The organism is Lacinutrix sp. MEBiC02404, from assembly GCF_053601575.1.
Genome location: NZ_JBSHNV010000153.1, coordinates 71,492 through 96,410, shown reverse-complemented (window position 1 = coordinate 96,410; position 24,919 = coordinate 71,492). Strand labels below are relative to the sequence as shown.

Here is a 24,919-nt window from a genome sequence, read left to right as displayed (position 1 = left end):
CCTTAAATGTTTTTAACAAAGTAATGAACAGCATCTTTTTTAGTGTTTATTACTGGTTGTCAGTTGTTTTAAAGGGTTCAATTGGGTGTAATACTATTCAGAATAGCAATAATAATGCCACAACCTTTAATGATTTCTTGGTCAGAAATGGTTAATGGAGGCGTAATTCGGATTGCTTTTTGCTCGAAAAGTAACCAGAAAAGAATTAAACCAGCATCTTGAGAACGTAAAATTACTTGGTTTGTTATTTCTGCGGAAGGAGTTAAAACGGCAAGCATTAAGCCTTTTCCTCTAATTTCTGTAATTAATGGATGGACTAAGTGTTTTCTGAAAAGTGCTTCTTTTTTAAGTGTTTGTGCCATTAAATCACTATCTGTTACTTCTTTTAATGTTGCTAAAGCAGCAGCTGCAATTACCGGATGCCCACCAAACGTAGTGATGTGACCAAGTTTAGGATTGTCTTGCAACAAGTCCATAAGTGCCGTGGAAGCAGTAAATGCACCAATTGGCATACCGCCACCAAGACCTTTTCCAGTAACTAAAATATCTGGAGTGCAGTTGTAATTTTGAAAGCCGAAGAGTTTTCCTGTGCGACCAATTCCTGGTTGTATTTCGTCTAAAATGAAAAGAGCACCAACTTCTTTACAGCGGGCTTCTACCTTTTGTAAATAGTTATTTGTTGGTTCTATAAAACCAGCGCCACCTTGAATGGTTTCTAAAATAACACAGGCTGTTTTTGTTGTGATTAATTGTAAATCTGCCACCTCATTAAAAGTAATAAAGGAAACATCTGGAAGTAATGGACGGAAAGCTTGTTTGCGTTCTTCAAAACCCATGACACTCATAGAACCCATGGTGTTACCGTGATATGCTTTTTTGGCAGCTATCATTTGACTTCTTCCTGTGGCTCTTTTTGCTAGTTTTAAAGCGCCTTCTATGGCTTCTGTGCCAGAATTAGTTAAGTATGTTTTTTCTAAAGATTTAGGGAGATGTTTTGCTATCAGTTTGGTGAGTTCTACCGCTGGTTTTTGGATGTATTCCCCATAAACCATGACGTGTAAATAACTATCTATTTGTTCTTTAAGTGCTGCTATTACTTTGGGGTGATTATGCCCAAGTGTGCATGCCGACACTCCTGCAACAAAATCTAAATAGGCTTTATTGTTGGTGTCGTAAATGTAAGATCCTTCTGCACGAGAAATTTCCATTGCTAAAGGATGTGGCGAAGTTTGCGCTTGATATGTTAAGAAATCTTTTTTTATGACTATTCTTTTTTAGGTGCTATTAATTGAGGTTTTGCTTTTTGTGTAACCGAAAGCGGAAGCATAGATCCGCTATTTATATTCTTTTGTGGTACGTTTCTCGATGCTTTTGGACTAGTTACAGGTTTTTTAGACTTTTTAGCTTCGGCTTCATCTGCTTTTTCCATGCGCTCTAACATTTCAGCATCAAAGAATTCTTCCTGTGGTACATAATCTTCTAGTCCTTTTATTATAGGTAAGTTTAGGGGAGGATCATCGCTAAATAAATCTTCAACACTTTTTGGTCTTTCTTCTTCTCGCCAATTAAAACCTCTCAGTTTTCTTACGTTTTCTGGGAATTCAGATTCTGGATATGTTTTTCCGTCTACTTGTCTGATTTTTCGAAGCTCTTCAATTTCGCCTTCTGAAAAAAGCATCATAATACTTCCAGATTTCGATTTGTCAATTCCTACTAATTCGTTTTTTTCGTTTCTAGCAAAATAAATGGATTCCGCATTTTTATTTATATCTACTTGTCTTAATGTGTTTTCTTCAGAGAAAAGTCCGATAAGAATTTTTCCCGTAATTTGATTATAACCGGCACCTAATGTGTCTTTACTGATTATAAATGCGTTATCAAAAACGAATAAGGAATCTACTTTTTCTGTTTTTGGATTCGATTTTATTTGAATAGTATCTCCTGTCATTTGGTTACCAAGATTCCATAGAATTGGTTGTCTTTTGGTGACAAATGCTTCTTTAGATTTTACATTGGTTAAGTTGATAAGTTCTGTTAGTCCTGTTAGATGGTTGACATGTATAGAATCTGCTTTTCCGCTCATATCTGTTTTAAAGAACTTAGCATTTTTATAGGCTCGTGTAATTCTGTTTTCTGCTTTTCCTGTAACCATTAAAGTATCTGCATGTATATACACCGAATCGTTTTCTTGTACCGAAATAGCCAAAGCACGTTTGGTAATAAAAACAGAATCTTTGAGTTTATAAATTTCAGCATAATGGCCTTTTACAATACTTTTATTTATCGTGTCTGTAACTTTTATATTATTCGTTGCAGAGGCGAAATTTCGGGTATTATCAAAATACATACTGTCACCTTCAAAGAGTCGATTCTCATAATCTATACGCGATTTTTTGACCGCATATCCTTGTTTGGTTTCTGTATTATAAAATCCTTTTTCGCAATAGATTTTACTTTCTTCGGTAACAATAGTGGAAGGTCCATAAAGAAAGGCATGTCCCGTCTCTGTGAAAAAATCTAATCGTTCGGTATCAATGGTATAATCCGGATTTACCAATTTTACGTTTTTTACGAATTGGTATTTTTTAGCATTCATATAAAAACGACCAATTTGACTGGTAATAACTCCTGAAGAATCACGAACTACTTTTCCGCCACTTTTGTAAAACGCTTGTTGTTTGGCGCGATCAAAATACAGCGTATCTGTTGTTAATGTGGAAGCTGGTTCTTGTAAAATAACGTCTCCACTTGCAAATGCTAGTTTTGTTTTTCCGCTATATTCTACATATTTGGAGGTCATGTTGATAGTGTCTCCTTGTTTCATTTTTACGTTTCCGTAGGCTTCCACAAAATTGTCGTTGGAGTAGAGTAGTGCTTGGTCACACCACATATCTACACCTTCATGTACAATGTGAATTTGTCCGGAATCATCACGGGTCATGATTTTTAAACCAGGAGCATCTTCTTCTTTAAATTCTAAAAATCCAGAATATCTAATTTCTATTTGCTGTTGTGCTTCCGCGAAAGCGAAAGAGAAAAATAGGAGGAGTATATATATGTGTTTCAATTTCATGTATTTGTATTTAATAATTTTCAATGGGCACATGTAGCATCCATTTAATCATTATCCTTTGGTATCCAGTTTATGTTATGGATGTTTCAAAATCTATAATTTGTGGTAAAAATAACTATTATTATGATGTGGTATTCTCTATTGGGATAAATTTAATATGAAATAGTTACTAAAAAATTGTTGGAGTTATTTATTATAGTGATAACGACATGAAGCAATTAAAAGTTCATTTTCTCGATATTTATAAACCAATCGATGTTCTGAAGTGATTCGTCTAGACCAATAACCTTGTAAGTCACCTTTTAAAGCTTCTGGTTTTCCAATACCTTCAAAAGGTGTTCGCGTACATGCTTTTATGAGTTGGTTTGTACGTTTAAGAATTTTTTTATCTACTTTTTGCCAATAGAGATACTCTTCCCAACTTGTTGCAGACCAGATTAGCTTCATTACGAAATAAGTTCTTTTTCTGTTCCTTTATTTTCTTCTAACTCTTGAATAGATTTTAAAAGTACCTCTCTATTTTTTCCTGTTAGTAAATAGGTTGTTTCTTTAAGTGAATTATATTCGTCTAAAGAGATGAGTACAAGGTCTTTGCCTCCTTTTCTTTTAATGATGATATCGCTTACATCATCAATCACTTTATCGAACCAATGTTTTAGGTTTGCACGAAAATCGCTGTAATTTACTGTTTCCATAGTACAAATATAGGTAAAAGTACTTAAACGAGTACTTGTTTTAATAAAATATGTTTAGAGTTATTTTTATACAGGATTACTTTGTTAATGGGTTATTGTTTTATTTATTATATTTAAAAAATATAATTCTAAACACTTCATTTTGCAAAAACTTTATTTTCTTTCGTTATTCGTTATTCGTTATTCCGCTAATTGGGTTTAGTCAATGTCCAGATTTTAACGCAACCTTCGAAGAATTAAACTCTCAAGCTGAAGTGGATGCTTTTGCAGTAAATTATTCAGACTGCACGGATTTTTTTCAATTAGTTATCAGTGGTGAGGATATAACTGATTTATCAACGCTTTCAGGCTTAAGTTATATATCACAGTTGGTAATATATAATAACTCCTCATTAATAAGTTTGACTGGATTAGAAGGATTGACAGATGTTGATGTACTAAATATTTCTAATAATGATTTACTAGTTGATTTAACTGGATTAAATAATTTAGTTAATAGTGGAGATGATATTACTATTTCAGGGAATGACAATTTAATCAATCTTAATGGATTAGATTCTCTAAACAATTTTGGACCTGCCGAAATTAGTTATAATTCTTCATTGCAAAGTTTAGATGGCATCAATATGTTAACTCAAATATATAGTTTGTTATTATCTTATAATAATTCCTTGACTGATATTTCAGCATTAAATGATGTAGATTTTCTCGACGAGGGTTTTATAGAAGGTTTAGTTTTTAGAAATAATCAAAACTTATCAATTTGCAATATAAGTTCAGTTTGTAATTCATTGAATTATTGCAATATGAATCCATTTTACTGCCCTTTAGGTCAAATAATTATAGAAAACAATGCTCCTGGCTGTAATAGTATACCAGAAGTATCTCTTTCTTGTGATCTTGTTCCAAGCAACGATAGTTGTGAAGAAGCGTTAGAACTTACAATAGGAGAAACGTTACAAGCCTACAATGAAAATGCAACAGCTTCTACCCAAACACCAAGCTGTAACGATATAAATAGAGTAGACATTTGGTTTACTGTAAACTCTAGTTCATATTCAACTTTAGATATTTTAGCAGAACCTGGTTATTCTTTACAACTTTGGGAAGGTAATTGCACCAATTTAACACAAGTGGCAAATGCATGTGCTGCTAATACTTTAACAGATATTTCAGTGTCTACTAATACCGATTATTACGTGCAAGTTTGGTCCGATAGTAATGGGAAAAGAGCAACAGGATTGTTTGATGTCTTAGTGCAAGATGGTACATTAACTACTCCAGAATTTGGTTTCGAAGGATTTTCTATATTTCCTAATCCGGTAAATGAACTGCTTCATTTTAAATCTGGAACAAGAATTGAAAGTGTTGTTATTTATAATTTAATTGGTCAGCAAATTTTAGAATCTAAACCTAATAGTATGCAAACAGTTATAGACACTTCTAACTTACAAGCAGGAATGTATTTGGTTACGGTTACCATTGGTAAACAAGTTAAGGCGTATAAGATTGCTAAGGAGTAATTTCTAACTCTCCGAATTTTTTTCTAAAAAATCCACCTCTCTTTAACAAAAGAGAGGAGTAAGTACGAGATAGTTTTTTTTTAATACTGTATTTTTTCCTAGAATAGAAGAGCAAGTGACAGGTGTATTTGGTAATAAAAAAGATATAATTTTAGTTCTAAATGATTAATAGTAAAAGCTCTCCTCTTTTTTTTAAAGAGGAGAATGAATTTATATTTTCATTAAAAAATATAAAGAAAGAGGAGTTTATAATACTAAAAAAACCTGTCAAGAAATTATTCTGACAGGTTTTAGTTATTATTTATGAGATTGCTTCGCGCCTCACAATGAAATTGTTACATGTAAATCGTTTGCTTTCTATCTGGACCAACAGAAACCACATAAATAGGGATTTCTAATTCTTTTTCAAGAAAAGCGATATAGTCATTCAATTCTTTTGGGAATTGTGCTTTATCTGTCATTTGCGTTAAATCTTCTTTCCAACCTGAAAAATCGCTATAGATTGGTTCTAGATTTTCTGGTTCTATATTATAAGGTAAATGTGTGATCGTTTCTCCTTTATATTTGTAAGCTGTACAAATCTTAAGGGTTTTAAAACCAGAAAGCACATCGCCTTTCATCATCATTAATTTGGTAACACCATTTATTTGACAAGCATATTTAAGTGCGACTAAGTCTAACCAACCACAACGTCTTGCTCTTCCCGTTACAGCCCCAACTTCATTACCAATGATTGCCATATCTTCACCAACTTTATCAAAAAGTTCGGTTGGGAATGGTCCAGAACCAACTCTGGTTGTATAGGCTTTAAAAATACCATACACTTCACCAATTTGATTTGGTGCAACACCAAGACCAGTACATGCTCCAGCTGCGGTTGTATTACTTGAAGTTACAAAAGGATAGGTTCCAAAATCAATATCTAAAAGAGAACCTTGTGCGCCTTCGGCAAGAATGGTTTTTCCTGCTTTTTGTGCTTGGTATAAATATTCTTCCGAATCTATAAATTGTAATTCTTTTAAAACCTTAATAGATTCAAAAAATTCAGCTTCCATTTCTTCTAAGTCATATTGCACATCTGCATTGAAAAAAGAAATCATAGCTTCATGTTTATTTGCTAAAGCTCTGTATTTTTCTTTCCAATCGCTAAGCTCTAGATCTCCAACACGAATTCCGTTTCTACCGGTTTTATCCATGTATGTTGGACCAATTCCTTTTAAGGTAGAGCCAATTTTTGCTTTTCCTTTAGACGCTTCATTTGCTGCATCTAATAATCTGTGCGTTGGTAAAATGACGTGTGCTTTTCTAGAAATGATAAGCTTGGTTTTATAATCTAGATTAAATTGATCTAAACCTTCTAGTTCTTTAGCAAAGACTACAGGATCTATTACCACACCATTACCAATTACATTGATAGATTCGTCGTGAAAAATCCCGGAAGGAATAGTTCTTAAAACGTGTTTGATGCCATCAAATTCTAAGGTGTGTCCTGCATTTGGACCACCTTGAAAACGTGCAATAATATTGTAGTTAGCGGTTAAGACATCCACGATTTTTCCTTTTCCTTCGTCTCCCCATTGTAAACCTAGTAGTAAATCTACTGCCATTATAATATAGTTATTTAGTTGCTTTTTTTGTGCCGTAAAAGTAGAGTGAGTGGTTTGTGATTTCAATATCAAAAACCTCTTCTATCGTTTTTTTAATCGATTGAATTCTTGGATCACAGAACTCGATGACTTCTCCTGTATCTGTAAGAATAACGTGATCGTGTTGCTTATCAAAATAAGATTTTTCATAATGTGCTTGGCTTTGCCCAAATTGGTGTTTTCTTACCAATGCACACTCTAGAAGTAATTCTATGGTATTGTATAGCGTTGCCCTACTAACACGATACTTTTTGTTTTTCATGTTTAGGTACAGCGACTCAATGTCAAAATGTACATCACTGTTATAAATCTCTTGCAGAATAGCGTAACGCTCAGGCGTTTTACGATGTCCTTTACTTTCTAGAAACTTAGTAAAGACATTCTTTACAATTTCCTGGTTTTTTGAATCTGTTTTTACACTCATAATTTCGGCGTAAATTTACACTTTTTATACTCTTTTAACCTTATCAATTCCATTAATTTTTTTAAGGTTATCCATAAGTTTTGTTAATAAGTTTTTGTTTTTGACAACCACATTAATTTTTCCTGAAAAGATACCATCATCACTTTGAAAGCTAATGCTTTTCATGTTCACATTCATGTTTGCTGAAATCATTTTAGTAATATTATTTACTAACCCCAAATTGTCAATACCTGAAAGTATGATTTGTGCAGAGAAATCTTGCTGACTAGAGTCTATCCATTTTGCAGATAAAATTCTATATGCATAATTAGATTGCATACTTACGGCATTTGGGCAATTCTTTTTATGTACTTTAATACCTTCGTTTATTGTTAAGAATCCAAAAACAGAATCTCCAGGAATAGGATTACAACAGACTGCTAATTTGTAGTCTAGTTTTTCTTCCTCTTTACCAAAAACGAGTAAATCGTATTTATTTGTAATTTCGTCTTTTTCAATTTCTTCTTTAGTAAGCGGAACTTTTCTAGAAATTTTATTCTTTATATAACTAACAAAAGCATTACTTCGAGACGAAGCATATTCCTTTAACATGATGTTATCTATAGCTCCAGAACCGACACGGTAAAATAAATCTAAACTTGTTTTAAGTTTAAAATGACTTACCATCTCGTTGATAGAATTTTCATTTAAAGTGATTTTAAGTTGTTTTAATTTACGTCTTAAAATCTCTTTTCCTTCTTCGGCTACCAGTTTTGTGCTTTCTTTTAAAGCCGTTTTAATTTTGCTTCTAGCTCTTGCTGTGGTTGCATAGTCTAACCAGTTAGGATTAGGTTTAGCACTTTCTGAAGTCAATATATCTACTTGATCGCCACTTTGTAATTCATGACTTAAAGGGACTAGTTTTCCATTTACTTTTGCGCCTCTAGTTTTCATACCAACTTCTGTATGTATGTGAAAAGCAAAGTCTAAAGGAGTAGCTCCTTTTGGTAAGGATTTTAAATCTCCTTGTGGTGTAAAAACAAAAATTTCTTTAGAATACAGATTGAGTTTAAACTGCTCTACAAAATCTACGGCATTTGTACCATGGTTTTCTAAAGCTTCTTGTAATTTATTAATCCAAGAGTCCAAACTATCTTCTTCTTTTTCGTCCTTATTTTTGTATTTATAATGTGCAGCATATCCTTTTTCTGCGATTTCATTCATTCGTTCACTTCGGATTTGCACTTCTACCCAACGACCTTTTGGTCCCATTACGGTAATGTGTAATGCTTCGTAACCTGTAGATTTTGGTGAGGAAATCCAATCTCGAAGTCGTGTAGGATTCGGTCTAAAATGATCGGTTACAATGGAATATATTTTCCAAGCTAGAAATTTTTCGTTAGCAGCATCACTTTTATAAATAATACGAACTGCAAATTTATCGTACACTTCATCAAAGGAAACACCTTGATTCACTATTTTTCTTCGGATAGAAAAAATAGATTTAGGTCTTCCTTTTATATCGTAATTCAGGTTTTCTTTATCTAATGAGTTTTTTATTACATCATTAAATTCTTTAATATATATATCTTGTTCTTCTTTGCTTTCTTTTAATTTAAGCAAAATGTCATTATAGACTTCAGGTTCTGTGTATTTTAAACCAAGATCTTCCAATTCGGTTTTAATGTTGTAAAGTCCTATTCTGTGGGCTAATGGCGCATAAATATAAAGGGTTTCGCTTGCAATTTTAACTTGTTTGTCTGCTCGCATAGAATCCATAGTTTGCATATTATGCAATCTATCTGCTATTTTAATAATGATAACACGAACGTCATCATTAAGTGTGAGTAGCATTTTTCTAAAATTCTCTGCTTGCATAGAAACATCCATGTCTTTATTAAGCGAAGAAATTTTTGTGAGTCCGTCTACAATTTTAGCAACCGTTTCCCCAAAAAGCTGTTCGATATCTTGAATCGAATAATCGTCATTGTCTTCTACCACGTCATGCAACAATGCGGCGGCAATAGAAGTTGCATCTAAGCCAATCTCTTGTGCTACAATTTTTGCAACCGCAATGGGATGAAAAATATAAGCTTCCCCAGATTTTCTGCGTTGTTCTTTGTGTGCATCTACTGCGACTTCAAAGGCTTTACGGATTAGTTTTTTATCCTCCGTACTAAGCGTTCTGTAGCTTACCTTAAGCAATTCTTTATAAGCTTTGGTAATGGCTGCGTTTTCTTTTTCTATTTCTGCATCTGTCATAAGTACTAAAAATAGTATAAAGAAAATTAATGCACAACCCTTTTTTGTTTAAAGTTGCATGCGATTACTATATTCATTTTTTAGTCCAGTAGATTCTCTGAGGTTTTGAAAATCTTGTAGCTAAAATTTGCTGAAAACCTACAAGGTTTTGAAAACCTCGCAGGAAAGTGATAAAGAAAATTAAATTTTGATTTAAAAAGTGGACACCATTAACAGGAGGGAATTATTTTCTCAAATTCTGAATTCTCTTTAATAAAGAAGGATGGGAATAATGCATAAATTCATACGCTTTATGCGGCGTTAAATTACTCAAGCTGTTTTTAGATAGCTTTTTAAGGGAAGTAATTAATGGTTCGGCTTTATAGGTGTTTTTTGCATAATCATCTGCTTGGTATTCAAATTTTCGGGAAAACCAATTCATTAATAAACCTGTAATTTCGGAAAGCGGACTATATAAAATTCCGAAGGCAATTAATCCAATATGAAAACTAGGAATCTCAACACCTAAAGCTTGTGATAGTATAGGTTTTGAAATAAATAAGGAAAGTATAAAAAGTGTAAAACCAGTTAGTAAAACGGAAGCTATCAAGTTAAATATAATGTGTTTCTTTTTATAGTGGCCAACTTCATGCGCAAGCACAGCAACTATTTCTTCTTCGTCTAGATCGTTAATCAACGTGTCATATAAAGTGACGCGTTTTTCGCTACCAAATCCAGAGAAATAAGCGTTTGCTTTGGTGCTTCTTTTAGAACCATCAATAACAAAAATTTTATCTAAGGTGAAACCAACCGTTTTTGCATAGGCTGAGATTTTATCGCGCAGACTTCCATCTTCTAAAGGCGTTTGTTTATTGAATAATGGCACAATTAGTTTGGCGTAAAACATATTCATAAAAACGGTAAAAGCAGTAACTAAAGCCCAGGCATATAACCAGAAATATTTTCCTGTAGATTGGTAAAACCAAATAATTGCCGATAGAATAAGACTTCCAACAATCGCCATCATGAACCATCCTTTTATTTTGTCTAGCCAAAAGGTTTTTTTTGTGGTTTTGTTGAATCCAAATTTTTCTTCAATAACAAATGTTTTATAATAGGAAAAAGGTGTGGTGAGAATATCGCTTCCAATCATTATGATTCCGAAGAAAATTAATGCAACTACAATTGGGTTTTCAGAATAACTTCTTGCTATATTATCCATAGCTTCAAAGCCATCAAAAATTAAAAAAGCTAAGGTTAAAAGCATGGAGAATGTAGAAGTTAAGATTCCGAATGTATAATTCGTTTTCTTATACTCTTGCGATTTATTATATTCGTTAGTATCATAAACATCTTGTAGCTCTTCAGGAACGATATCTTTATAATGTTTAGCGTTTAATGCGTCTAGCGTTTTATCGATTATAAAATCGATAATTAAAATAGCAAGGATAATATAGAAAAGTGTAGTAGGTGTCATGTTCTTTTTTTGTGCTTTTGCGAGGCGTTTTTAAAACGACGTGGCAATCTGTTTTATTTTAGGGGACTGCTTCGTTTTTCGTAGAGATTATTTATTTAAAACCTCTTTGTCTTTTAGCTTCAAAAATTAAAATTCCAGCAGCAACTGAAACATTCATAGAATCTATGGCGCCTTGCATGGGAATTTTAATATTTTGCTTAGATGCTTTTCGCCAAGATTCGCTTAAACCAGTAGCTTCTGTGCCAACAACAATAGCAGATGCTTTGGTGTAATCTTGTTCGTGATAATTTACGGCCTCTTGTAAAATAGCACTATAAATAGCTATGTTGTTTTGGTTTAAAAAAGATATGATTTCCTCGGTAGATCCTGTCGCAATTTGGTTGGTAAATAAACAACCAACACTAGAGCGAATAATATTTGGATTGTATAAATCGGTTTTCGGATTTGCAATAATTACAGCATCTACATTTGCAGCATCTGCAGTACGTAAAATGGCACCAATATTCCCTGGTTTTTCTGGAGCTTCCGCAATTAGAAGTAAAGGGTTTGGTGTGTTAAATTGGAGACTTTCAATGCTGTGTGGTTTGTTTTTGGCTATAGCAATAATACCTTCCGTAGTACTTCGATATGCTAATTTTTGATACACGTCTTTGGAAACTTCTATAATTTCAGCTTTAGAAAGATCTAGTGTGTTTAATCTTTCTTCCGAAAATAATTCCTTAAAAAATAATATAGTTTCTATTTCATACTTTCCTTTAATCGCTAATGAAATTTCCCGTTCGCCTTCAATTAAAAACAACCCAGATTGTTTTCTGTTTTTAGACTTATCTTTTAAAAGAACTAGCTCTTTTATGTAAGCATTTTGTGTACTTGTTATTTGTTTGAAATCCATTAATTTACCTATATTGTAAGCACAAATTTACACTATTATGAATAAAAAATTACTTTTATTACTACTTACCGTTTTATTTAGTTTAAATCATTATTCGCAATCTTCTTTTATTTCTCAAGAGACAGATTGTAGTACTGGTTGTTCAGATCTTACAATTTACCCTTTAAATATAGAAGCAACTTTAGATTATAATGTCGCTAGTATACCTTTTAATCCTCCATCCAGTTTTGATGGTTTAGATTCTGGAACTTCTTTAAATTTAGATGATACATGGAGTGGTATTCTTAATCTTCCATTTGATTTTTCATTTTATGGGGATACGTATAGTGACCTAATAATTGGAGGTAATGGTGTTGTTTCATTTGATACTTCTAAGGCTAATGGTTTTAATGGTTGGTTGTTTTCTGAGACTTTACCAAATAATACGAATACGGCATTGAGTGATGCTAATATTTTTGGTGCAGCACATGATATGGATGCTAGTGTTAATGGCGAAATTGCTTACGAGGTTAAAGGTACGGCTCCTTTTAGAGTCTTTGTAGTTAGTTTTTTGGATATGGCACATTTTTCTTGTAATGATTTAAGAACAACGCAAATGATTGTGCTGCATGAAACTACAAATGTTGTTGAAGTATACCTTTTAAACAAACCATTTTGTGCTGGTTGGAATAATGGAAATGCAGTTGTAGGGATTCAAAACCCTGAAGGTACACAAGCGGTGGTTCCTCCAGGAAGAAATACAGGAGCATGGTCTACACAGTATGAAGCATGGGGATTTTTTCCTTCAGGAAGCATATTAGGAAATACATATGCTTGGTATGATCAAGATGATGTTTTAATTAGTAATAATGAAACTATTAATGTTTGTCCAATAGTTGATGAAACATTTACTGGAGAAATTACATTTATAGATCCTAATACTGGTTTACCTGCAACAATAGAAGAAGATATACTTATAACAGTTGATTGCCCAGTGATTCTACCAAACTGTGATGCTGTTTTAATAGCACCTGAAAATAATTTTCAAGATGCTGATTTAGAGGCGGATTTGAGCTGGACTTTTGCGAGTCAATATGTTACAGGATATAGAATTTCAATAGGAACTACTTCCGGAGGTACTGATGTTGCGGATAATGTAGATGTTGGGCTGGTAACAACTTATGATCCTGGTACTTTAGAATATGAAACTACTTATTATGTAACCATTGTACCTTATAATGATGATGGACCAGCAACGGGATGTGTTGAAGAAAGTTTTTCAACAAGAAATAATCCAATTCAAATCATTGATTGTGCTGTTAATGGAGTAGTCAATACTGTTTTTTGTTATGATAATGCTGATAATAGACAATTCTCATTTCAAACTGCTGATGGTTCACAATTAAAGTTGTTTTTTAATTCTGGACTAACAGAAAATAATTTTGATGAACTTATTGTATTAGATTCAGATGGTGTAACAAATATTAATGCAGAAACACCTTATGGTGTTGAAGGAAACTTAACAGGATTAATGTTTACATCTACTGGTGATTCTATTACAGTAATGGTGTCTTCGGATTTCAATTCAACTCTTTGTGATGATGACCCTTGGGATTTTACAGTATCTTGTCTTGGTGAGCTAGATTATATAGAAGTTAATGCTTTTGTAGATGAGAACAGTAATTCAGTTCTTGATGATATAGAATCCAATTTTAGTGAAGGAGTATTTACTTATGAAGTTAATAATGATGGTAGAATAAACTATGTTAATTCGTCTACAGGTAATTTTTTAATTCCAAATTATGATAATACTAATACCTATGATATAAGTTTTACAATGTATGATAGTTATGAAACCTGTTTAAATCAAACATTCACACTAGTTGAGAATGTTTCAATTGCAGAATCTGATACGGTTCATATTGATTTTCCTTTAACAATTAATCAAGATTGTAACGACATTAATGTGTCATTGCTATCATTTATACCACCAAGACCAGGGCAGAACTATACCAATAAAATGATTATTGAAAACCTAGGAAGTACATCTGTTTCTGGTACTGTTGAGTTTACGCATGATACATTCGTAACATTAGTTAATGTGCTGAATTTAGATTCAGGAAATACTGTAACAAATACAGGAACTGGCTTTATTTTGGATTTTAATAACTTACAACCTGGAGATCAGGAACATGTTTCAATTATCTTAAATATTCCTACTAATTTAACTATTGGTGATTTAGTTACTAATATAGTTGTTTATGGTATTGATGATATTGATAACGATAACAATGAATCTATATTAACTGAAGCAGTAGTCAATTCTTATGATCCTAATAATAAATTGGAATCTCACGGAAGTGAAATACCATTTGAAAGTTTCACCAGTGAAGACTATCTATATTATACAATTAACTTTCAAAATATTGGTACAGCAGAAGCTATTGATATCAGAATAGAAGATTTGTTAAATGAAACAATAGATGCAAGTACATTTAAAATGTTAAGCGCAAGTCATGATTATGTGCTAATACGTAAAAGTAATAAATTAGTGTGGAAATTTAATGACATTAACTTACCAAGTGAAAGTATGGATGAACCAAATAGTCATGGTTATGTTTATTTCAAAATAAAACCAACAAGTGGTTATACTCCAAATTCATTTGTATCAAATATCGCAGATATTTATTTTGATTTTAATGATAGAATAACGACTAACCGATTTGTAAATGAGTTTGTTGCAACCTTGTCTGTAGATGCTTTGCCCTTTTCAGAATTTAGTATTTATCCAAATCCAGCAAATAGTACTGTAAATATTCAGTTTAATAACGCTGTAGCGGAAGATTTTTCGGTAAGCATTTACAACCTACAAGGTAAATTAATAAGAGCACCTCGAGTGGTTACTAATGAGAATAAGGTTAGTTTAAATATATCTAATTTATCACAAGGAATGTATTTTGTAGAACTGAAAAGCAAAACATTTAAAAGGATGGAAAAACTAATTATTGAATAAGTATATACGTTAAATTTAAGTTATAAAAGCTTCCGTCATTCGGAAGCTTTTTTTGTAATGTTTATTTTCGCTTTTCGACATAGTTACCAACTAAAAACCTATTTGATGAAAAACTACATTTTTGCAATTGCCTTACTAATTACATTTTCGGCATGTAAACAAAACACAAAGACAGAAAAAGCTACAGAAGGTGTAGGAGAAGTAATAGTAGAAACTCCAGCAGTTACCTATCCAGAAAATCTGACTAAAGTATTTGATGCGCATGGCGGAATGGACACCTGGAAATCTATGAAATCCCTAGCTTTCACTATGGAAAAGCCAGACGGAAAAGAAGTGATAACCACAAACTTAATTTCAAGAGAAGGATTGGTAGATAACCCAAAAGAAAGTATTGGTTTTGATGGTGAAAAAGCATGGTTTGTAAATAAAACCGAAGGAGATTACAACGGGAAAATGGCGAAATATAAATATAACTTAATGTTCTATTTCTATGCGATGCCTTTTATTCTTGCCGATGACGGAATTAACTATGCAGATGCAGAACCTTTAGTTTATGAAGGGATAACATACCCAGGAATTCAAGTAACCTATAACGCAGGAGTTGGTGAAACACCAGAAGATCGTTACGTGTTATATTACAACCCTACAACATATCAAATGGAATGGTTAGGCTATACCGTTTCTTTTGTTCCAGGAATTGATACCAAAGAATTGCACTTTAGAAGATATAGTAATTGGCAAAAAGTGAATGGTTTATTATTACCTAAAACAAGTGTGAATTATGGTTTTAAAGACGACAAACCAACAGAAGCTACAAAGAGTACAGATTTTATAGAGGTTCAAATTACAGATGCAGCTATGCCATCTAGCACATTTGCTAAACCTGAAAATGGAGAATTTTCAAACTAAGCGTTCTTTTAAAGCACATAAAAAAAGCGAACATTATATAATGTTCGCTTTTTTTTATGTGCTATTTTTAAGTTTAAAATTACAAAGAATTAGGTTCAATAGGTCTATGTAAACCAGGGATTTCTAACATCACTTTGCGTAACTCGTTTTTTAAAGTGTAACTGGTAAAATCTGGATAAGCAGTAAGCCTATTAAAATTTTGTGGTGTAAATACTAAGTTGCCAGTTGGTATTGCTTCAAAATTTTTAAAAGGTGCAGTGGTTTTTAAATTGGTTTCTAAAACCAGAATTTTTTCAAAAGTATAGCTGTCAAAAAAAGAATAACTCTTTTTATCTATTTTCTTTAGCTCTATGGTTTGTGCAAAAGAAATAGCACTAATAAAAAGGGAGACTAATAATAATGTCTTTTTCATAACCTATGATTTTTATTGTACTAAGATACAAGAATTAATTATATTTTACTATCCTGATAATTAACCAGTAAGGCAACCACATAACTATAACTTTCCATACCTCCTTTTTGATTGTTGGCTTTTAAAAAGTTGGTGTACACAAGTTTAAAAATAGGCTCTGTTATGTTTTGGTAACTTTGCCAGAAATCTTGTGTTTCTTGATAGTTCTTAATAATTCCGAGGTTAATAGTATCTAATAATGCTTCGTAAGCAACAGGATCTCTTCGGTATACCTCCAATAAACAATGTTTTAATCCGAAGGTAAAACCAGAATACTTAAAGTAGATATCCGGATTGTTGGTTGCTGCTAAAAATCCAATAAAATTAGCTTCGTTTTCTGCAGCATAACCCAATTGATGCGCAACTTCATGCGAAGCGGTTGTTGGAAATTTATACTTAGGAATTAATGCATCTACTTGCGCTTCATTGGTCAACGGATTTAAATATCCCGAAAATCCCATGTATGTTAATGGGATGCTAAATAAGGATTTTTTTATACTCTTCGGATGGTATTTTAGATGCGGAAAATCTTTCTCTAAAACAGTATAACCATTGGGGACTTGTTGTAATAATTCGGATTTACTATACGGTATTTCTACCTGTACAGTATCGTTTTTTGTGATTTCTAGATGTAAAGTATTCGATTTTTTAATGAGCTGTTTGGTAACGGAGATTAATTTTTCGGTAGTATAATCTACTTCTAGATGGAGGTTTTTATGTAATGGCAATCGGTAATAATTCATTGCCCAAAAAAGATGAAAGGCAAAATAGATAATGGAAACTGCCGCAAAAACATCTATACACCAGTTTTTAGTATCTTTTCTAATTCTTCGTCTGTTTTTAATAAACCATCGAAGGATAAATATAATAGAAAACGCATAGAATACATCGCCAAATGAAAATGGAATCCATCCTAAAGTATATCTCAAAAGTTTCGAAATTATAGGGTATAAGCCGTTGCTGTAATATTTCTCAATAAATTCAGGATAATTAGAAAGTAACCGTACCATAAAGTAAACTGGTACTAAAGAAAAAGCAATATAGGGTTTTGGGTTTTTCAGCATCTTTCAAAAGTAAGCAAATGTTTGTAAAAGACTATTCGTATCTTTGCACTTTCAAAAATATATACAAATGAATTCAGAAATAAGACAACTAGAACCACAACAACTTTGGAATAAGTTTGCAGACCTTAATGCAGTGCCAAGAGCATCCAAAAAAGAAGAACGTGTTATTGCGTTTATGAAAGATTTTGGAACCAAACTTGGTTTAGAAGTTATCGAAGATGAAGTTGGTAACGTAATCATTAAAAAGCCAGCAACTTCTGGAATGGAAGATCGAGTTACCATCGTTATGCAATCGCATTTAGATATGGTACACCAAAAAAATAACGATACCGATTTTGATTTCGATACGCAAGGAATTGATATGTATGTAGAAGGAGATTGGGTTCGTGCCAAAGGAACTACGCTTGGAGCAGATAATGGCTTAGGTGTTGCAACTATTATGGCAATTCTAGAAAGTACAGATATTGCACATCCTGCAATTGAGGCGTTATTTACTATTGACGAAGAAACAGGAATGACAGGAGCAATGGGTTTAAAAGGAGGATTGCTGGAAGGCGGAATCTTATTAAACTTAGATACAGAAGAAGATGATGAAATTGGTGTTGGTTGTGCCGGTGGAATCGATGTTACTGCAACTAGAGAATATAACGTAGAAGAAACTCCAGAATTTAAAACCGGTTTTGCTATTACCGTAAATGGTTTGCAAGGTGGACATTCTGGAATGCAAATTCACGAGGGTTTAGGGAATGCGAACAAAATTATGAATCGTGTTTTATTTGACGGATTTGAAAACTTTGGTTTACGTATTTCTGAAATTGATGGAGGAAGTTTGCGTAATGCAATTCCGAGAGAAAGTAATGCAATAGTTGCTATCGATGCGGTGCATGAAGCTGCTTTTATTGCAGAAATGGAAGCAATGGCAAAAACCATTAAAACCGAATTAAGAACGATGGAACCGGATTTAGAAATTACAGTTTCTAAAACAGAAACACCAGAAACTATTATGGATCTTGGTGTTCAAGAAGGGATCACAAGAGCTATTTATGCCGCTTGTAATGGGGTGTATAGAATGAGTGCAGAGATTCCTGGTTTGGTAGAAACATCCAATAACATTGCGAGAGTAATTATTAAAGATGGAGCTATTAAAATAGGATGCTTAACACGTAGTTCTGTAGAAAGTGCTAAAGATGATCTAGCAAATTCACTTCGTGCAACTTTTGAACTTACAGGTTGTGAGGTAGAACTTTCGGGAGATTATCCTGGTTGGGCTCCAAATATGGATTCTTCTATATTAAAAGTATTAGATGCTTTATATGAAAAAATGAATGGCGAAAAAGCACATGTTGCTGCTTGTCACGCCGGATTAGAATGTGGTATTCTTGGAACGCATTACCCAGAAATGGAAATGATTAGTTTTGGACCAACTATTAAAGGAGCACACTCTCCAGATGAAAGAGCAAGTATTTCTTCTGCTCAAAAATACTGGAAGTTTGTTTTAGAGATTTTGAAGGAGATTCCTAAAAAATAAGGATAATATAAATATAGTATAAAAAAAAAGCAGCTCATCGAGCTGCTTTTTTTATGTAATTGATTCTGGGTTATTATTCAATTCCCATAATCTCTAAATCAAAAACCAAGTTTGTGTTTCCTGGTATTGGTCCCATGCCGTTTTCACCATAACCTAAATAGCTAGGTATAAAAACGTGTGCTTTGTCACCAACATTCATGTTAAGCATCGCTTCTCTAAATCCGGGAACAAGTTGTGCCGTTTCATTATATATCATAGCAAAAGGTTTGTAGCCTTTAGCTTTATCTCGTTGCTCATTGTATTGGTCATTGTCTTTTGCAACTTGCGCCCAACTAGTGTCAAATAATTTGCCGTCTTCAAAGAATCCAGCGTAATTAACTAAAACTTTATCTGTAGAGGTTGGTTTTACACCATTTTTAGCTTCATCAATAATCATAACTAAGCCAGTAGGAAGTGTTTTAATAGTTCCTTTTAAACTTTCGTTCTTTTTCAAGAAGTTTTCTGTTGCTTGTTTCGCTTCTTCTTTTAGTTTTTCTTCTGCTTCTTCTTTAAGTCTTTTTGTGTTTTCAGCAATTTTAGGTAATTCTTCTGTGTACACTTTAGGAGCGTCAAAAGCTTTTGCAGCCTTCCCTTTTCTTATAATGTTAAGCTCATTAATAACCACGTCAATAAAAGGTTTGTTGCTTGGTTTTTCTGTTTTTACGTTAGAAATACTGTCTTGCACATCTAACCCTAAAACTACTTCACCAAATACAGCGTGACAACTAACTCTTGGATTGTCACATTTTTTTAAGTTTCCTTGTGCATCAAATGCATCTAAGTTTGGTGTAGGCCCTTCCGTTATAAAAAACTGACTACCATTTGTATTCGCACCAGAATTTGCCATAGATAAGATTCCTGGTTTGTTATGTCTTAAATCTGGATTAAATTCATCTGTAAATTTGTATCCAGGATCTCCAGATCCAGTTCCTGTAGGATCTCCTCCTTGAATCATAAATTTATCGATAACTCTATGGAAGATAATACCGTTATAATATCTTTTTCCTTTTAAAGAATCTGTAACGTTTGGATGTGTTCCTTCTGCTAGAGCAACAAAGTTTGCAACTGTAACAGGTGCTTGTTCAAAATATAATTTAGCAACCATAGTACCTTTGTTGGTTACAAATTCTGCATAAAGACCATCTTCAAGATCTGGATATTTATCTTGGCAAGAGGTAATACTTAGCAAAAGTGCTAGAATAAAAATTTTCATAGTTTGTTTTAAAAAATTCATATTAATTAGATTGATTTTGGGTTATTGAATTTACAGTTACTTCACATATTAATGGTATACTAGTGCCTATTCTATTATTATCTCCATAATAGCCATATGCTTTTGGTGATGGAAAAAGAAAAGTAACGGTTTCGCCAGTTTTCATAAGTTTTAAACCTTCACGTAAACCAGTGAAAAGTTCTTGCTTATCCATTGCGTAGTTTTGTGTTCTTAACTCTTCTTTAGTATAGATTAGTTTTCCGTTTAAAGACTTCACATTATAATTAAAATTTACAATATCACCAAAATTTGGTTTTATTAAACTGTCTTGTACTTTGGTATTGTAATAATACCAAAAACCACTTTGCGAAGCGATATAATTATTCTTCGGATTTTTATCCATAATAGCTTCTATACGTACTTGTTCTTTAGCGTATAGTTCTTTGTTTCTTGCAACCGATTCTTCAATAAAAGAACCAGAAGTTGCAGAAATAGGTCTTCGTGCTTCTGGTGATTTACACGAAACTAATAGAATTAAAATACAAGGTATTAGTAAAAACTTATTCATTGTTTAAAGCCTTTTTATAGCTTGGTAATATACTAATAAATTTTTCAACGGTTTCATTTAAGTCAGTATCGCTTTTACCTCCAGCAGCATTAGTATGTCCGCCTCCAGAAAAATGTGCTCTTGAAAATTCGTTTACAGAAAAGTCTCCTTTAGATCGTAAAGATATTTTAATAATATTTTGCTTTTGATCTTCTATAAAAATAGCTGCAAATATGATGTTTTGCAGGGATAGCGCATAGTTAACAAATCCTTCGGTATCTCCTTTTTTATAATCAAAGTTGTTTAATTCTTGTTGAGAGAGTGTTATATATGCAGTTCTATATTCTGGTAAAACTTTTAAATTACTTAGGGTGCAACCTAATAATTGTAATCTGTTATAGCTATTTGTATCATAGATAGCATTGTGTATTTCCGCGTTTTTAGCGCCTTTCTCTATTAGGTCGGCAATGACTTTATGTGTTGTAGATGTGGTAGAAGAAAACCTAAAAGAACCAGTGTCTGTCATAATTCCGGTATATAAACAGGTAGCAATATCTGCGTCTATCTTATTTGCATCGGCTAACATATCTATAAAATGATACACCATTTCACAAGTAGAACTCATACTTACATCACTATAGGTATATAAAGCATAATCATCTGGTTGTTGGTGATGATCGATCATTATTTTTATAGCTTCACTTTTAGCAAGAACAGGCTCCATATCCCCAGTCCTGTTTAAAGCATTAAAATCTAATGTGAAAATAATTTCGGCTTGATGAATTAAGGTTTCACTCTCCTCCGTTTGCGTGTCATATTTTAAAACAGTGGCTTCGCTTGGCATCCATTTTAAAAAATCTGGGTAATCATTCGGAGCAATAACGCGTACCTCATGATTGTATTTTAAAAGATATAAGTATAAGCCTAATGTAGAACCAATTGCATCTCCATCTGGGTTTTTATGAGGAACAATCACAATTTTTTTAGGAGATTGTAGTAGTGCTTTTATGTTAGTAATGTCTTGTTTTTTCATAGGTAGCGAAGATACAATTTTTTAGTAATGGATTATATGGTTTTTAGGAAGAAATACATTACTTTTGCAAAAAAAAAAATATTATAAAAAATGGCGACAAATAGAACATTTACAATGCTTAAACCAGATTCTGTTGAAAAAGGGAATATTGGTGCAATTTTAGAAAAAATTACTGCTTCAGGATTTAGAATCGTAGCATTAAAATTAACACACATGACAACTACAGATGCACAAGCGTTTTACGCGGTACATAACGAACGTCCTTTCTTTGGGGAATTAGTGGAGTATATGACACGTGGACCAGTTGTAGCAGCAATCTTAGAAAAAGATAATGCCGTGGAAGATTTTAGAACTTTAATTGGAGCTACTAATCCAGCAGACGCAGCAGAAGGTACTATACGTAAACTATATGCAGCATCTATTGGTGAAAATGCAGTACACGGAAGTGATAGTGATGAAAATGCAGCTATTGAAGGTGCTTTCCATTTTTCTGGAAGAGAAATGTTCTAGAAAATTTATATACACATATTAACAAAAAGCCTGCAATTTGCAGGCTTTTTTTGTTTCTGTAAGCCAGCTAACAATAAAATTAAAATAACTGTAGTATATTTATAAAAAAAAAGACAATGAAGAAATCTACTAAACTTTTATTCGTTTTATTCTTGCTAGCCATTACTGCATATGCGCAAGAAACACAAAAAAGCATTACCGCTTTTGTACATGAAACGAATGCAAGTGTTACTGTAAATGAAAATACACAAATTGCAAGCTTTATTAAGTTTCAACAGACTAATCCTTTAGATGTAGAAGGTATAACATTAGAGGCAAAAGCATTTACTTTCTTAGAGAAATATAAAGCGATATTTAATATAAAAAAGGTAAGCGAATCTTTTGTCGTAGACGGGTTAATAACAGATAATTACGGATGGAAACAGCTAACATTAAATCAAGAGTATCATGGTGTTCCTGTATATGACGGTAAATTAAAGTTTCATTTTAATACCGAAAATAAGTTAACTGCTATTAATGGGAATTATATACCAAACATAAAACTGAACGCGACGCCAACTATATCTGCAGCAACGGCTAATCGTTTGGCAATGGAAGTTGTTCAAAATCAAAAAATAAATGGCTCAGGAGTACCTTTAAAAGTAAATAAAAACACATTATATGTTTTTCAAAAAGGATTAGCACAAGGGAATTTTACCTCAAAACATCTTGTTTATGAAGTAGAAGTTCGAAATGATAAAGATGTAAGAGAGTTTGTTTTTGTAAATGCACATACGCAGGAAACTGTAGAACAATTCACAGGAATGGCAAATGCATTACATAGAATTGTTTACGAAGACAATACGGGGAATACCGTTTGGGAAGAAGGGGATGTCTTACCAGGAACATTAACGAGCTGGCAAATAAATGAGGTGGAAACTTCAGCACAAGTATATCATTTGTTTAACCATACTTTTGGTTTTGATTCTTACGATGGTAATGGAGCACAAATGAGAACCGTAAATAACGATCCAGGTGTAGCAAATGCAAGTTGGAATGGTTCTACAACCAACTACCGCGATGGTACCGCTGCAGATGATGTAATTGCACATGAATGGGGACACGCATATACGGAATTTACTAGTGGTTTAATTTATGCTTGGCAAGCTGGGGCAATTAATGAGTCTTACTCCGATATTTGGGGTGAAACGGTAGATTTAATTAATAATTATGAGGATGATGGAGAAGATCTTTCCTTAAGAACCGATTGTGGTAGTTCCTTGAGATGGAGAATGGGAGAAGATGCTTCCTTCTTTTCTGCGCCAATACGTGATCTTTGGAATCCTAATTGTAATAATGCTCCGGGAAAAGTTACAGATGCTAATTATCATTGTGCAGATAGTGATTCTGGAGGTGTACACGTTAATTCGGGAGTGCCAAACCATGCGTATGCATTATTAGTAGATGGAGGAACCTATAATGGACAAACCATTAATGGTATTGGCTTTACTAAGGCTGCTCATATTTTTTGGAGAGCACAAAGTACATACCTTACAGCTACAAGTGATTTTACGCTGTTAGCTAATGCTTTAGAGGCTGCTTGTACCGATTTAATAGGAATAAATCTAGAAGGACTTACAACAACCAGTACGCCGGCTGGGCCTTCTGGTGAAATAATTACAACGGCAGATTTCGATGAATTAGTAAAAGTTTTAGTAGCAGTAGAGCTGCGTGTTTTTCCAGATCAGTGTGGCTTTGTGGCAATTTTGGTAGAAACACCAGAGTTATGTGAAGCAGCAATCAATAATCCAGTGTTTTTTGAAGATTGGGAATCTGGTTTAGGAACTTGGATAGTTACAGAATTACCAAGTAATCCTGCTACTTGGGAGTCTAGACCTTGGGCGATAAGTGCTAGTTTACCAAACGGTAGAGTAGGACAAGCCGTTTTTGGTGTAGATCCTGTAAATGGAGATTGTGGTGCAGATTTACAAAACGGAATAATTAGACTAGAAAGTCCATTAATTACATTGCCAGATTTTACAGATGGTATTTATGAAATGGCTTTTGATCATTATGTGGCAACAGAGTCGCAATGGGATGGTGGAAATATAAAGTATAGTGTAACCAATGGTCTTCTTTGGGATACTTTACCAAGTACTGCATTTACACATAATACATATAATAATTCTTTAAATATTACCGGGAATGATAATCCGATGCAAGGTCAGGACGCTTTTACAGGAACGAATGGTGGTTCTGTTTCTGGTAGTTGGGGAAAAAGTATTATAGATTTATCAGCGATTGGTCTTGGAGCTAATAGCACTGTTAAATTTAGATGGGAAATGGGTACAGATGGATGTAACGGTATTGAAGGCTGGTATTTAGATGATGTGGTAATTTATAACTGCTCCAGAATTTTATCTGTTACAGAATTTGAAACATTAAATAGTAGTATCAAAGTGTTTCCAAATCCTTCTAAGGGATTATTTACATTACTAAAAACACAAAACATAGATTTAAGTACGGCAAGTATTCATGATATTAATGGAAGATTTATTACACAAATAGATTTAGCGAATATGCAAATGCAAAAAGATGTTAATATATCTAATCTAGCTGCGGGTATTTATTTTATGACTGTTGCTTCGCCAGAAAGTAAAACGGTTATTAAGCTTGTTAAAGAGTAGTTGCATTATAATGATTA

20 protein-coding genes are annotated in these 24,919 nt (G+C 33.1%); 6 read left to right on the top strand and 14 right to left on the bottom strand.

All coding sequences use genetic code 11. The features are described 5' to 3' along the window. Window positions 1–77: 77 nt before the first annotated feature. From ACVCXO_RS06885 to ACVCXO_RS06870, 4 genes are all read right to left on the bottom strand, one after another. Entirely contained in the window at window positions 78–1,208 is a 1,131-nt protein-coding gene (locus ACVCXO_RS06885) for an aspartate aminotransferase family protein (protein ID WP_452228854.1), read from the bottom strand. A 56-nt stretch (window positions 1,209–1,264) separates the two neighbouring features. Continuing rightward, on the bottom strand, window positions 1,265–3,073 hold the full coding sequence (locus tag ACVCXO_RS06880; RefSeq protein ID WP_452228853.1) for an OstA-like protein: 1,809 nt from the start codon (window positions 3,071–3,073) through the stop codon (window positions 1,265–1,267). A 186-nt stretch (window positions 3,074–3,259) separates the two neighbouring features. Continuing rightward, window positions 3,260–3,520: a Txe/YoeB family addiction module toxin gene (locus ACVCXO_RS06875; protein WP_452228852.1), complete on the bottom strand. Its 261-nt coding sequence runs from the start codon at window positions 3,518–3,520 to the stop codon at window positions 3,260–3,262. Continuing rightward, on the bottom strand, window positions 3,520–3,768 hold the full coding sequence (locus ACVCXO_RS06870; protein ID WP_452228851.1) for a type II toxin-antitoxin system Phd/YefM family antitoxin: 249 nt from the start codon (window positions 3,766–3,768) through the stop codon (window positions 3,520–3,522). The genes ACVCXO_RS06875 and ACVCXO_RS06870 overlap by 1 nt, the downstream gene beginning before the upstream one ends. Window positions 3,769–4,169: 401 nt before the next feature. Here ACVCXO_RS06870 and ACVCXO_RS06865 point away from each other — a divergent pair, with 401 nt between their 5' ends. Then, on the top strand, window positions 4,170–5,291 hold the full coding sequence (locus ACVCXO_RS06865; protein WP_452228850.1) for a T9SS type A sorting domain-containing protein: 1,122 nt from the start codon (window positions 4,170–4,172) through the stop codon (window positions 5,289–5,291). Window positions 5,292–5,626: 335 nt separating this feature from the next. On the opposite strand, the gene ACVCXO_RS06860 is transcribed toward ACVCXO_RS06865, so the two are convergent. From ACVCXO_RS06860 to ACVCXO_RS06840, 5 genes are all read right to left on the bottom strand, one after another. Further along, window positions 5,627–6,898, bottom strand: a complete 1,272-nt coding sequence (locus ACVCXO_RS06860) for an adenylosuccinate synthase (protein WP_452228849.1) — start codon at window positions 6,896–6,898, stop codon at window positions 5,627–5,629. A gap of 10 nt (window positions 6,899–6,908) precedes the next feature. Further along, complete coding sequence (locus tag ACVCXO_RS06855; protein WP_452228848.1) at window positions 6,909–7,361, bottom strand: Fur family transcriptional regulator; 453 nt, start codon at window positions 7,359–7,361, stop codon at window positions 6,909–6,911. 24 nt (window positions 7,362–7,385) lie between these two features. Next, window positions 7,386–9,602 (bottom strand): RelA/SpoT family protein, encoded by a 2,217-nt coding sequence (locus tag ACVCXO_RS06850; RefSeq protein ID WP_452228847.1) that lies wholly within the window; start codon window positions 9,600–9,602, stop codon window positions 7,386–7,388. A gap of 223 nt (window positions 9,603–9,825) precedes the next feature. Then, window positions 9,826–11,058, bottom strand: coding sequence for a M48 family metallopeptidase (locus ACVCXO_RS06845; RefSeq protein ID WP_452228846.1), 1,233 nt, complete (start codon window positions 11,056–11,058; stop codon window positions 9,826–9,828). Window positions 11,059–11,149: 91 nt separating this feature from the next. Then, window positions 11,150–11,950 (bottom strand): TrmH family RNA methyltransferase, encoded by an 801-nt coding sequence (locus ACVCXO_RS06840; protein WP_452228845.1) that lies wholly within the window; start codon window positions 11,948–11,950, stop codon window positions 11,150–11,152. Between the two features lie 37 nt (window positions 11,951–11,987). Here ACVCXO_RS06840 and ACVCXO_RS06835 point away from each other — a divergent pair, with 37 nt between their 5' ends. Continuing rightward, window positions 11,988–14,942 carry a T9SS type A sorting domain-containing protein gene (locus ACVCXO_RS06835; protein WP_452228844.1) on the top strand — a complete coding sequence of 985 codons (2,955 nt, stop codon included), beginning with the start codon at window positions 11,988–11,990 and terminating at the stop codon, window positions 14,940–14,942. Between the two features lie 105 nt (window positions 14,943–15,047). After that, window positions 15,048–15,851 carry a DUF6503 family protein gene (locus tag ACVCXO_RS06830; protein ID WP_452228843.1) on the top strand — a complete coding sequence of 268 codons (804 nt, stop codon included), beginning with the start codon at window positions 15,048–15,050 and terminating at the stop codon, window positions 15,849–15,851. A gap of 79 nt (window positions 15,852–15,930) precedes the next feature. On the opposite strand, the gene ACVCXO_RS06825 is transcribed toward ACVCXO_RS06830, so the two are convergent. Together ACVCXO_RS06825 and ACVCXO_RS06820 are read right to left on the bottom strand one after the other, a co-directional pair. Then, window positions 15,931–16,263: a hypothetical protein gene (locus ACVCXO_RS06825; protein WP_452228842.1), complete on the bottom strand. Its 333-nt coding sequence runs from the start codon at window positions 16,261–16,263 to the stop codon at window positions 15,931–15,933. 38 nt (window positions 16,264–16,301) lie between these two features. Further along, a complete protein-coding gene (locus ACVCXO_RS06820) occupies window positions 16,302–17,312 on the bottom strand; it encodes a DUF3810 domain-containing protein (protein ID WP_452228990.1) in 1,011 nt (336 codons plus the stop codon). A gap of 121 nt (window positions 17,313–17,433) precedes the next feature. Here ACVCXO_RS06820 and ACVCXO_RS06815 point away from each other — a divergent pair, with 121 nt between their 5' ends. Further along, window positions 17,434–18,894: an aminoacyl-histidine dipeptidase gene (locus ACVCXO_RS06815; RefSeq protein ID WP_452228841.1), complete on the top strand. Its 1,461-nt coding sequence runs from the start codon at window positions 17,434–17,436 to the stop codon at window positions 18,892–18,894. 73 nt (window positions 18,895–18,967) lie between these two features. Here the strand turns inward: ACVCXO_RS06815 and ACVCXO_RS06810 are convergent, their stop codons facing one another. Genes ACVCXO_RS06810 through ACVCXO_RS06800 form a run of 3 tightly spaced genes read right to left on the bottom strand, consistent with a single transcriptional unit; the run spans window position 18,968 to window position 21,726 of the window. Continuing rightward, window positions 18,968–20,146, bottom strand: a complete 1,179-nt coding sequence (locus ACVCXO_RS06810; protein WP_452228840.1) for a peptidylprolyl isomerase — start codon at window positions 20,144–20,146, stop codon at window positions 18,968–18,970. 22 nt (window positions 20,147–20,168) lie between these two features. Beyond that, window positions 20,169–20,714, bottom strand: a complete 546-nt coding sequence (gldI, locus tag ACVCXO_RS06805; RefSeq protein ID WP_452228839.1) for a gliding motility-associated peptidyl-prolyl isomerase GldI — start codon at window positions 20,712–20,714, stop codon at window positions 20,169–20,171. Beyond that, complete coding sequence (locus tag ACVCXO_RS06800) at window positions 20,707–21,726, bottom strand: DHH family phosphoesterase (RefSeq protein ID WP_452228838.1); 1,020 nt, start codon at window positions 21,724–21,726, stop codon at window positions 20,707–20,709. Before ACVCXO_RS06800 ends, gldI begins: the two co-directional genes overlap by 8 nt. Window positions 21,727–21,816: 90 nt before the next feature. On the opposite strand from ACVCXO_RS06800, the gene ACVCXO_RS06795 reads away from it, so the two are divergent. Continuing rightward, a complete protein-coding gene (locus ACVCXO_RS06795) occupies window positions 21,817–22,236 on the top strand; it encodes a nucleoside-diphosphate kinase (protein ID WP_452228837.1) in 420 nt (139 codons plus the stop codon). A gap of 116 nt (window positions 22,237–22,352) precedes the next feature. Then, a complete protein-coding gene (locus ACVCXO_RS06790) occupies window positions 22,353–24,902 on the top strand; it encodes a M4 family metallopeptidase (RefSeq protein WP_452228836.1) in 2,550 nt (849 codons plus the stop codon). The last annotated feature ends 17 nt before the right edge of the window (window positions 24,903–24,919 follow it).

Excerpts from the sequence above, each read along its gene's own strand:
- ACVCXO_RS06825 (WP_452228842.1), bottom strand. The coding sequence starts at position 16,263 with ATGAAAAAGACATTATTATTAGTCTCCCTTTTTATTAGTGCTATTTCT.
- ACVCXO_RS06810 (WP_452228840.1), bottom strand. The coding sequence starts at position 20,146 with ATGAAAATTTTTATTCTAGCACTTTTGCTAAGTATTACCTCTTGCCAA.
- ACVCXO_RS06835 (WP_452228844.1), top strand. The coding sequence starts at position 11,988 with ATGAATAAAAAATTACTTTTATTACTACTTACCGTTTTATTTAGTTTA.
- ACVCXO_RS06875 (WP_452228852.1), bottom strand. The coding sequence starts at position 3,520 with ATGAAGCTAATCTGGTCTGCAACAAGTTGGGAAGAGTATCTCTATTGG.
- ACVCXO_RS06830 (WP_452228843.1), top strand. The coding sequence starts at position 15,048 with ATGAAAAACTACATTTTTGCAATTGCCTTACTAATTACATTTTCGGCA.
- ACVCXO_RS06840 (WP_452228845.1), bottom strand. The coding sequence starts at position 11,950 with ATGGATTTCAAACAAATAACAAGTACACAAAATGCTTACATAAAAGAG.
- ACVCXO_RS06860 (WP_452228849.1), bottom strand. The coding sequence starts at position 6,898 with ATGGCAGTAGATTTACTACTAGGTTTACAATGGGGAGACGAAGGAAAA.
- ACVCXO_RS06820 (WP_452228990.1), bottom strand. The coding sequence starts at position 17,312 with ATGGTACGGTTACTTTCTAATTATCCTGAATTTATTGAGAAATATTAC.
- ACVCXO_RS06815 (WP_452228841.1), top strand. The coding sequence starts at position 17,434 with ATGAATTCAGAAATAAGACAACTAGAACCACAACAACTTTGGAATAAG.
- ACVCXO_RS06870 (WP_452228851.1), bottom strand. The coding sequence starts at position 3,768 with ATGGAAACAGTAAATTACAGCGATTTTCGTGCAAACCTAAAACATTGG.
- ACVCXO_RS06790 (WP_452228836.1), top strand. The coding sequence starts at position 22,353 with ATGAAGAAATCTACTAAACTTTTATTCGTTTTATTCTTGCTAGCCATT.
- ACVCXO_RS06845 (WP_452228846.1), bottom strand. The coding sequence starts at position 11,058 with ATGACACCTACTACACTTTTCTATATTATCCTTGCTATTTTAATTATC.
- ACVCXO_RS06850 (WP_452228847.1), bottom strand. The coding sequence starts at position 9,602 with ATGACAGATGCAGAAATAGAAAAAGAAAACGCAGCCATTACCAAAGCT.
- ACVCXO_RS06880 (WP_452228853.1), bottom strand. The coding sequence starts at position 3,073 with ATGAAATTGAAACACATATATATACTCCTCCTATTTTTCTCTTTCGCT.
- gldI (WP_452228839.1), bottom strand. The coding sequence starts at position 20,714 with ATGAATAAGTTTTTACTAATACCTTGTATTTTAATTCTATTAGTTTCG.
- ACVCXO_RS06800 (WP_452228838.1), bottom strand. The coding sequence starts at position 21,726 with ATGAAAAAACAAGACATTACTAACATAAAAGCACTACTACAATCTCCT.
- ACVCXO_RS06855 (WP_452228848.1), bottom strand. The coding sequence starts at position 7,361 with ATGAGTGTAAAAACAGATTCAAAAAACCAGGAAATTGTAAAGAATGTC.
- ACVCXO_RS06885 (WP_452228854.1), bottom strand. The coding sequence starts at position 1,208 with ATGGAAATTTCTCGTGCAGAAGGATCTTACATTTACGACACCAACAAT.
- ACVCXO_RS06795 (WP_452228837.1), top strand. The coding sequence starts at position 21,817 with ATGGCGACAAATAGAACATTTACAATGCTTAAACCAGATTCTGTTGAA.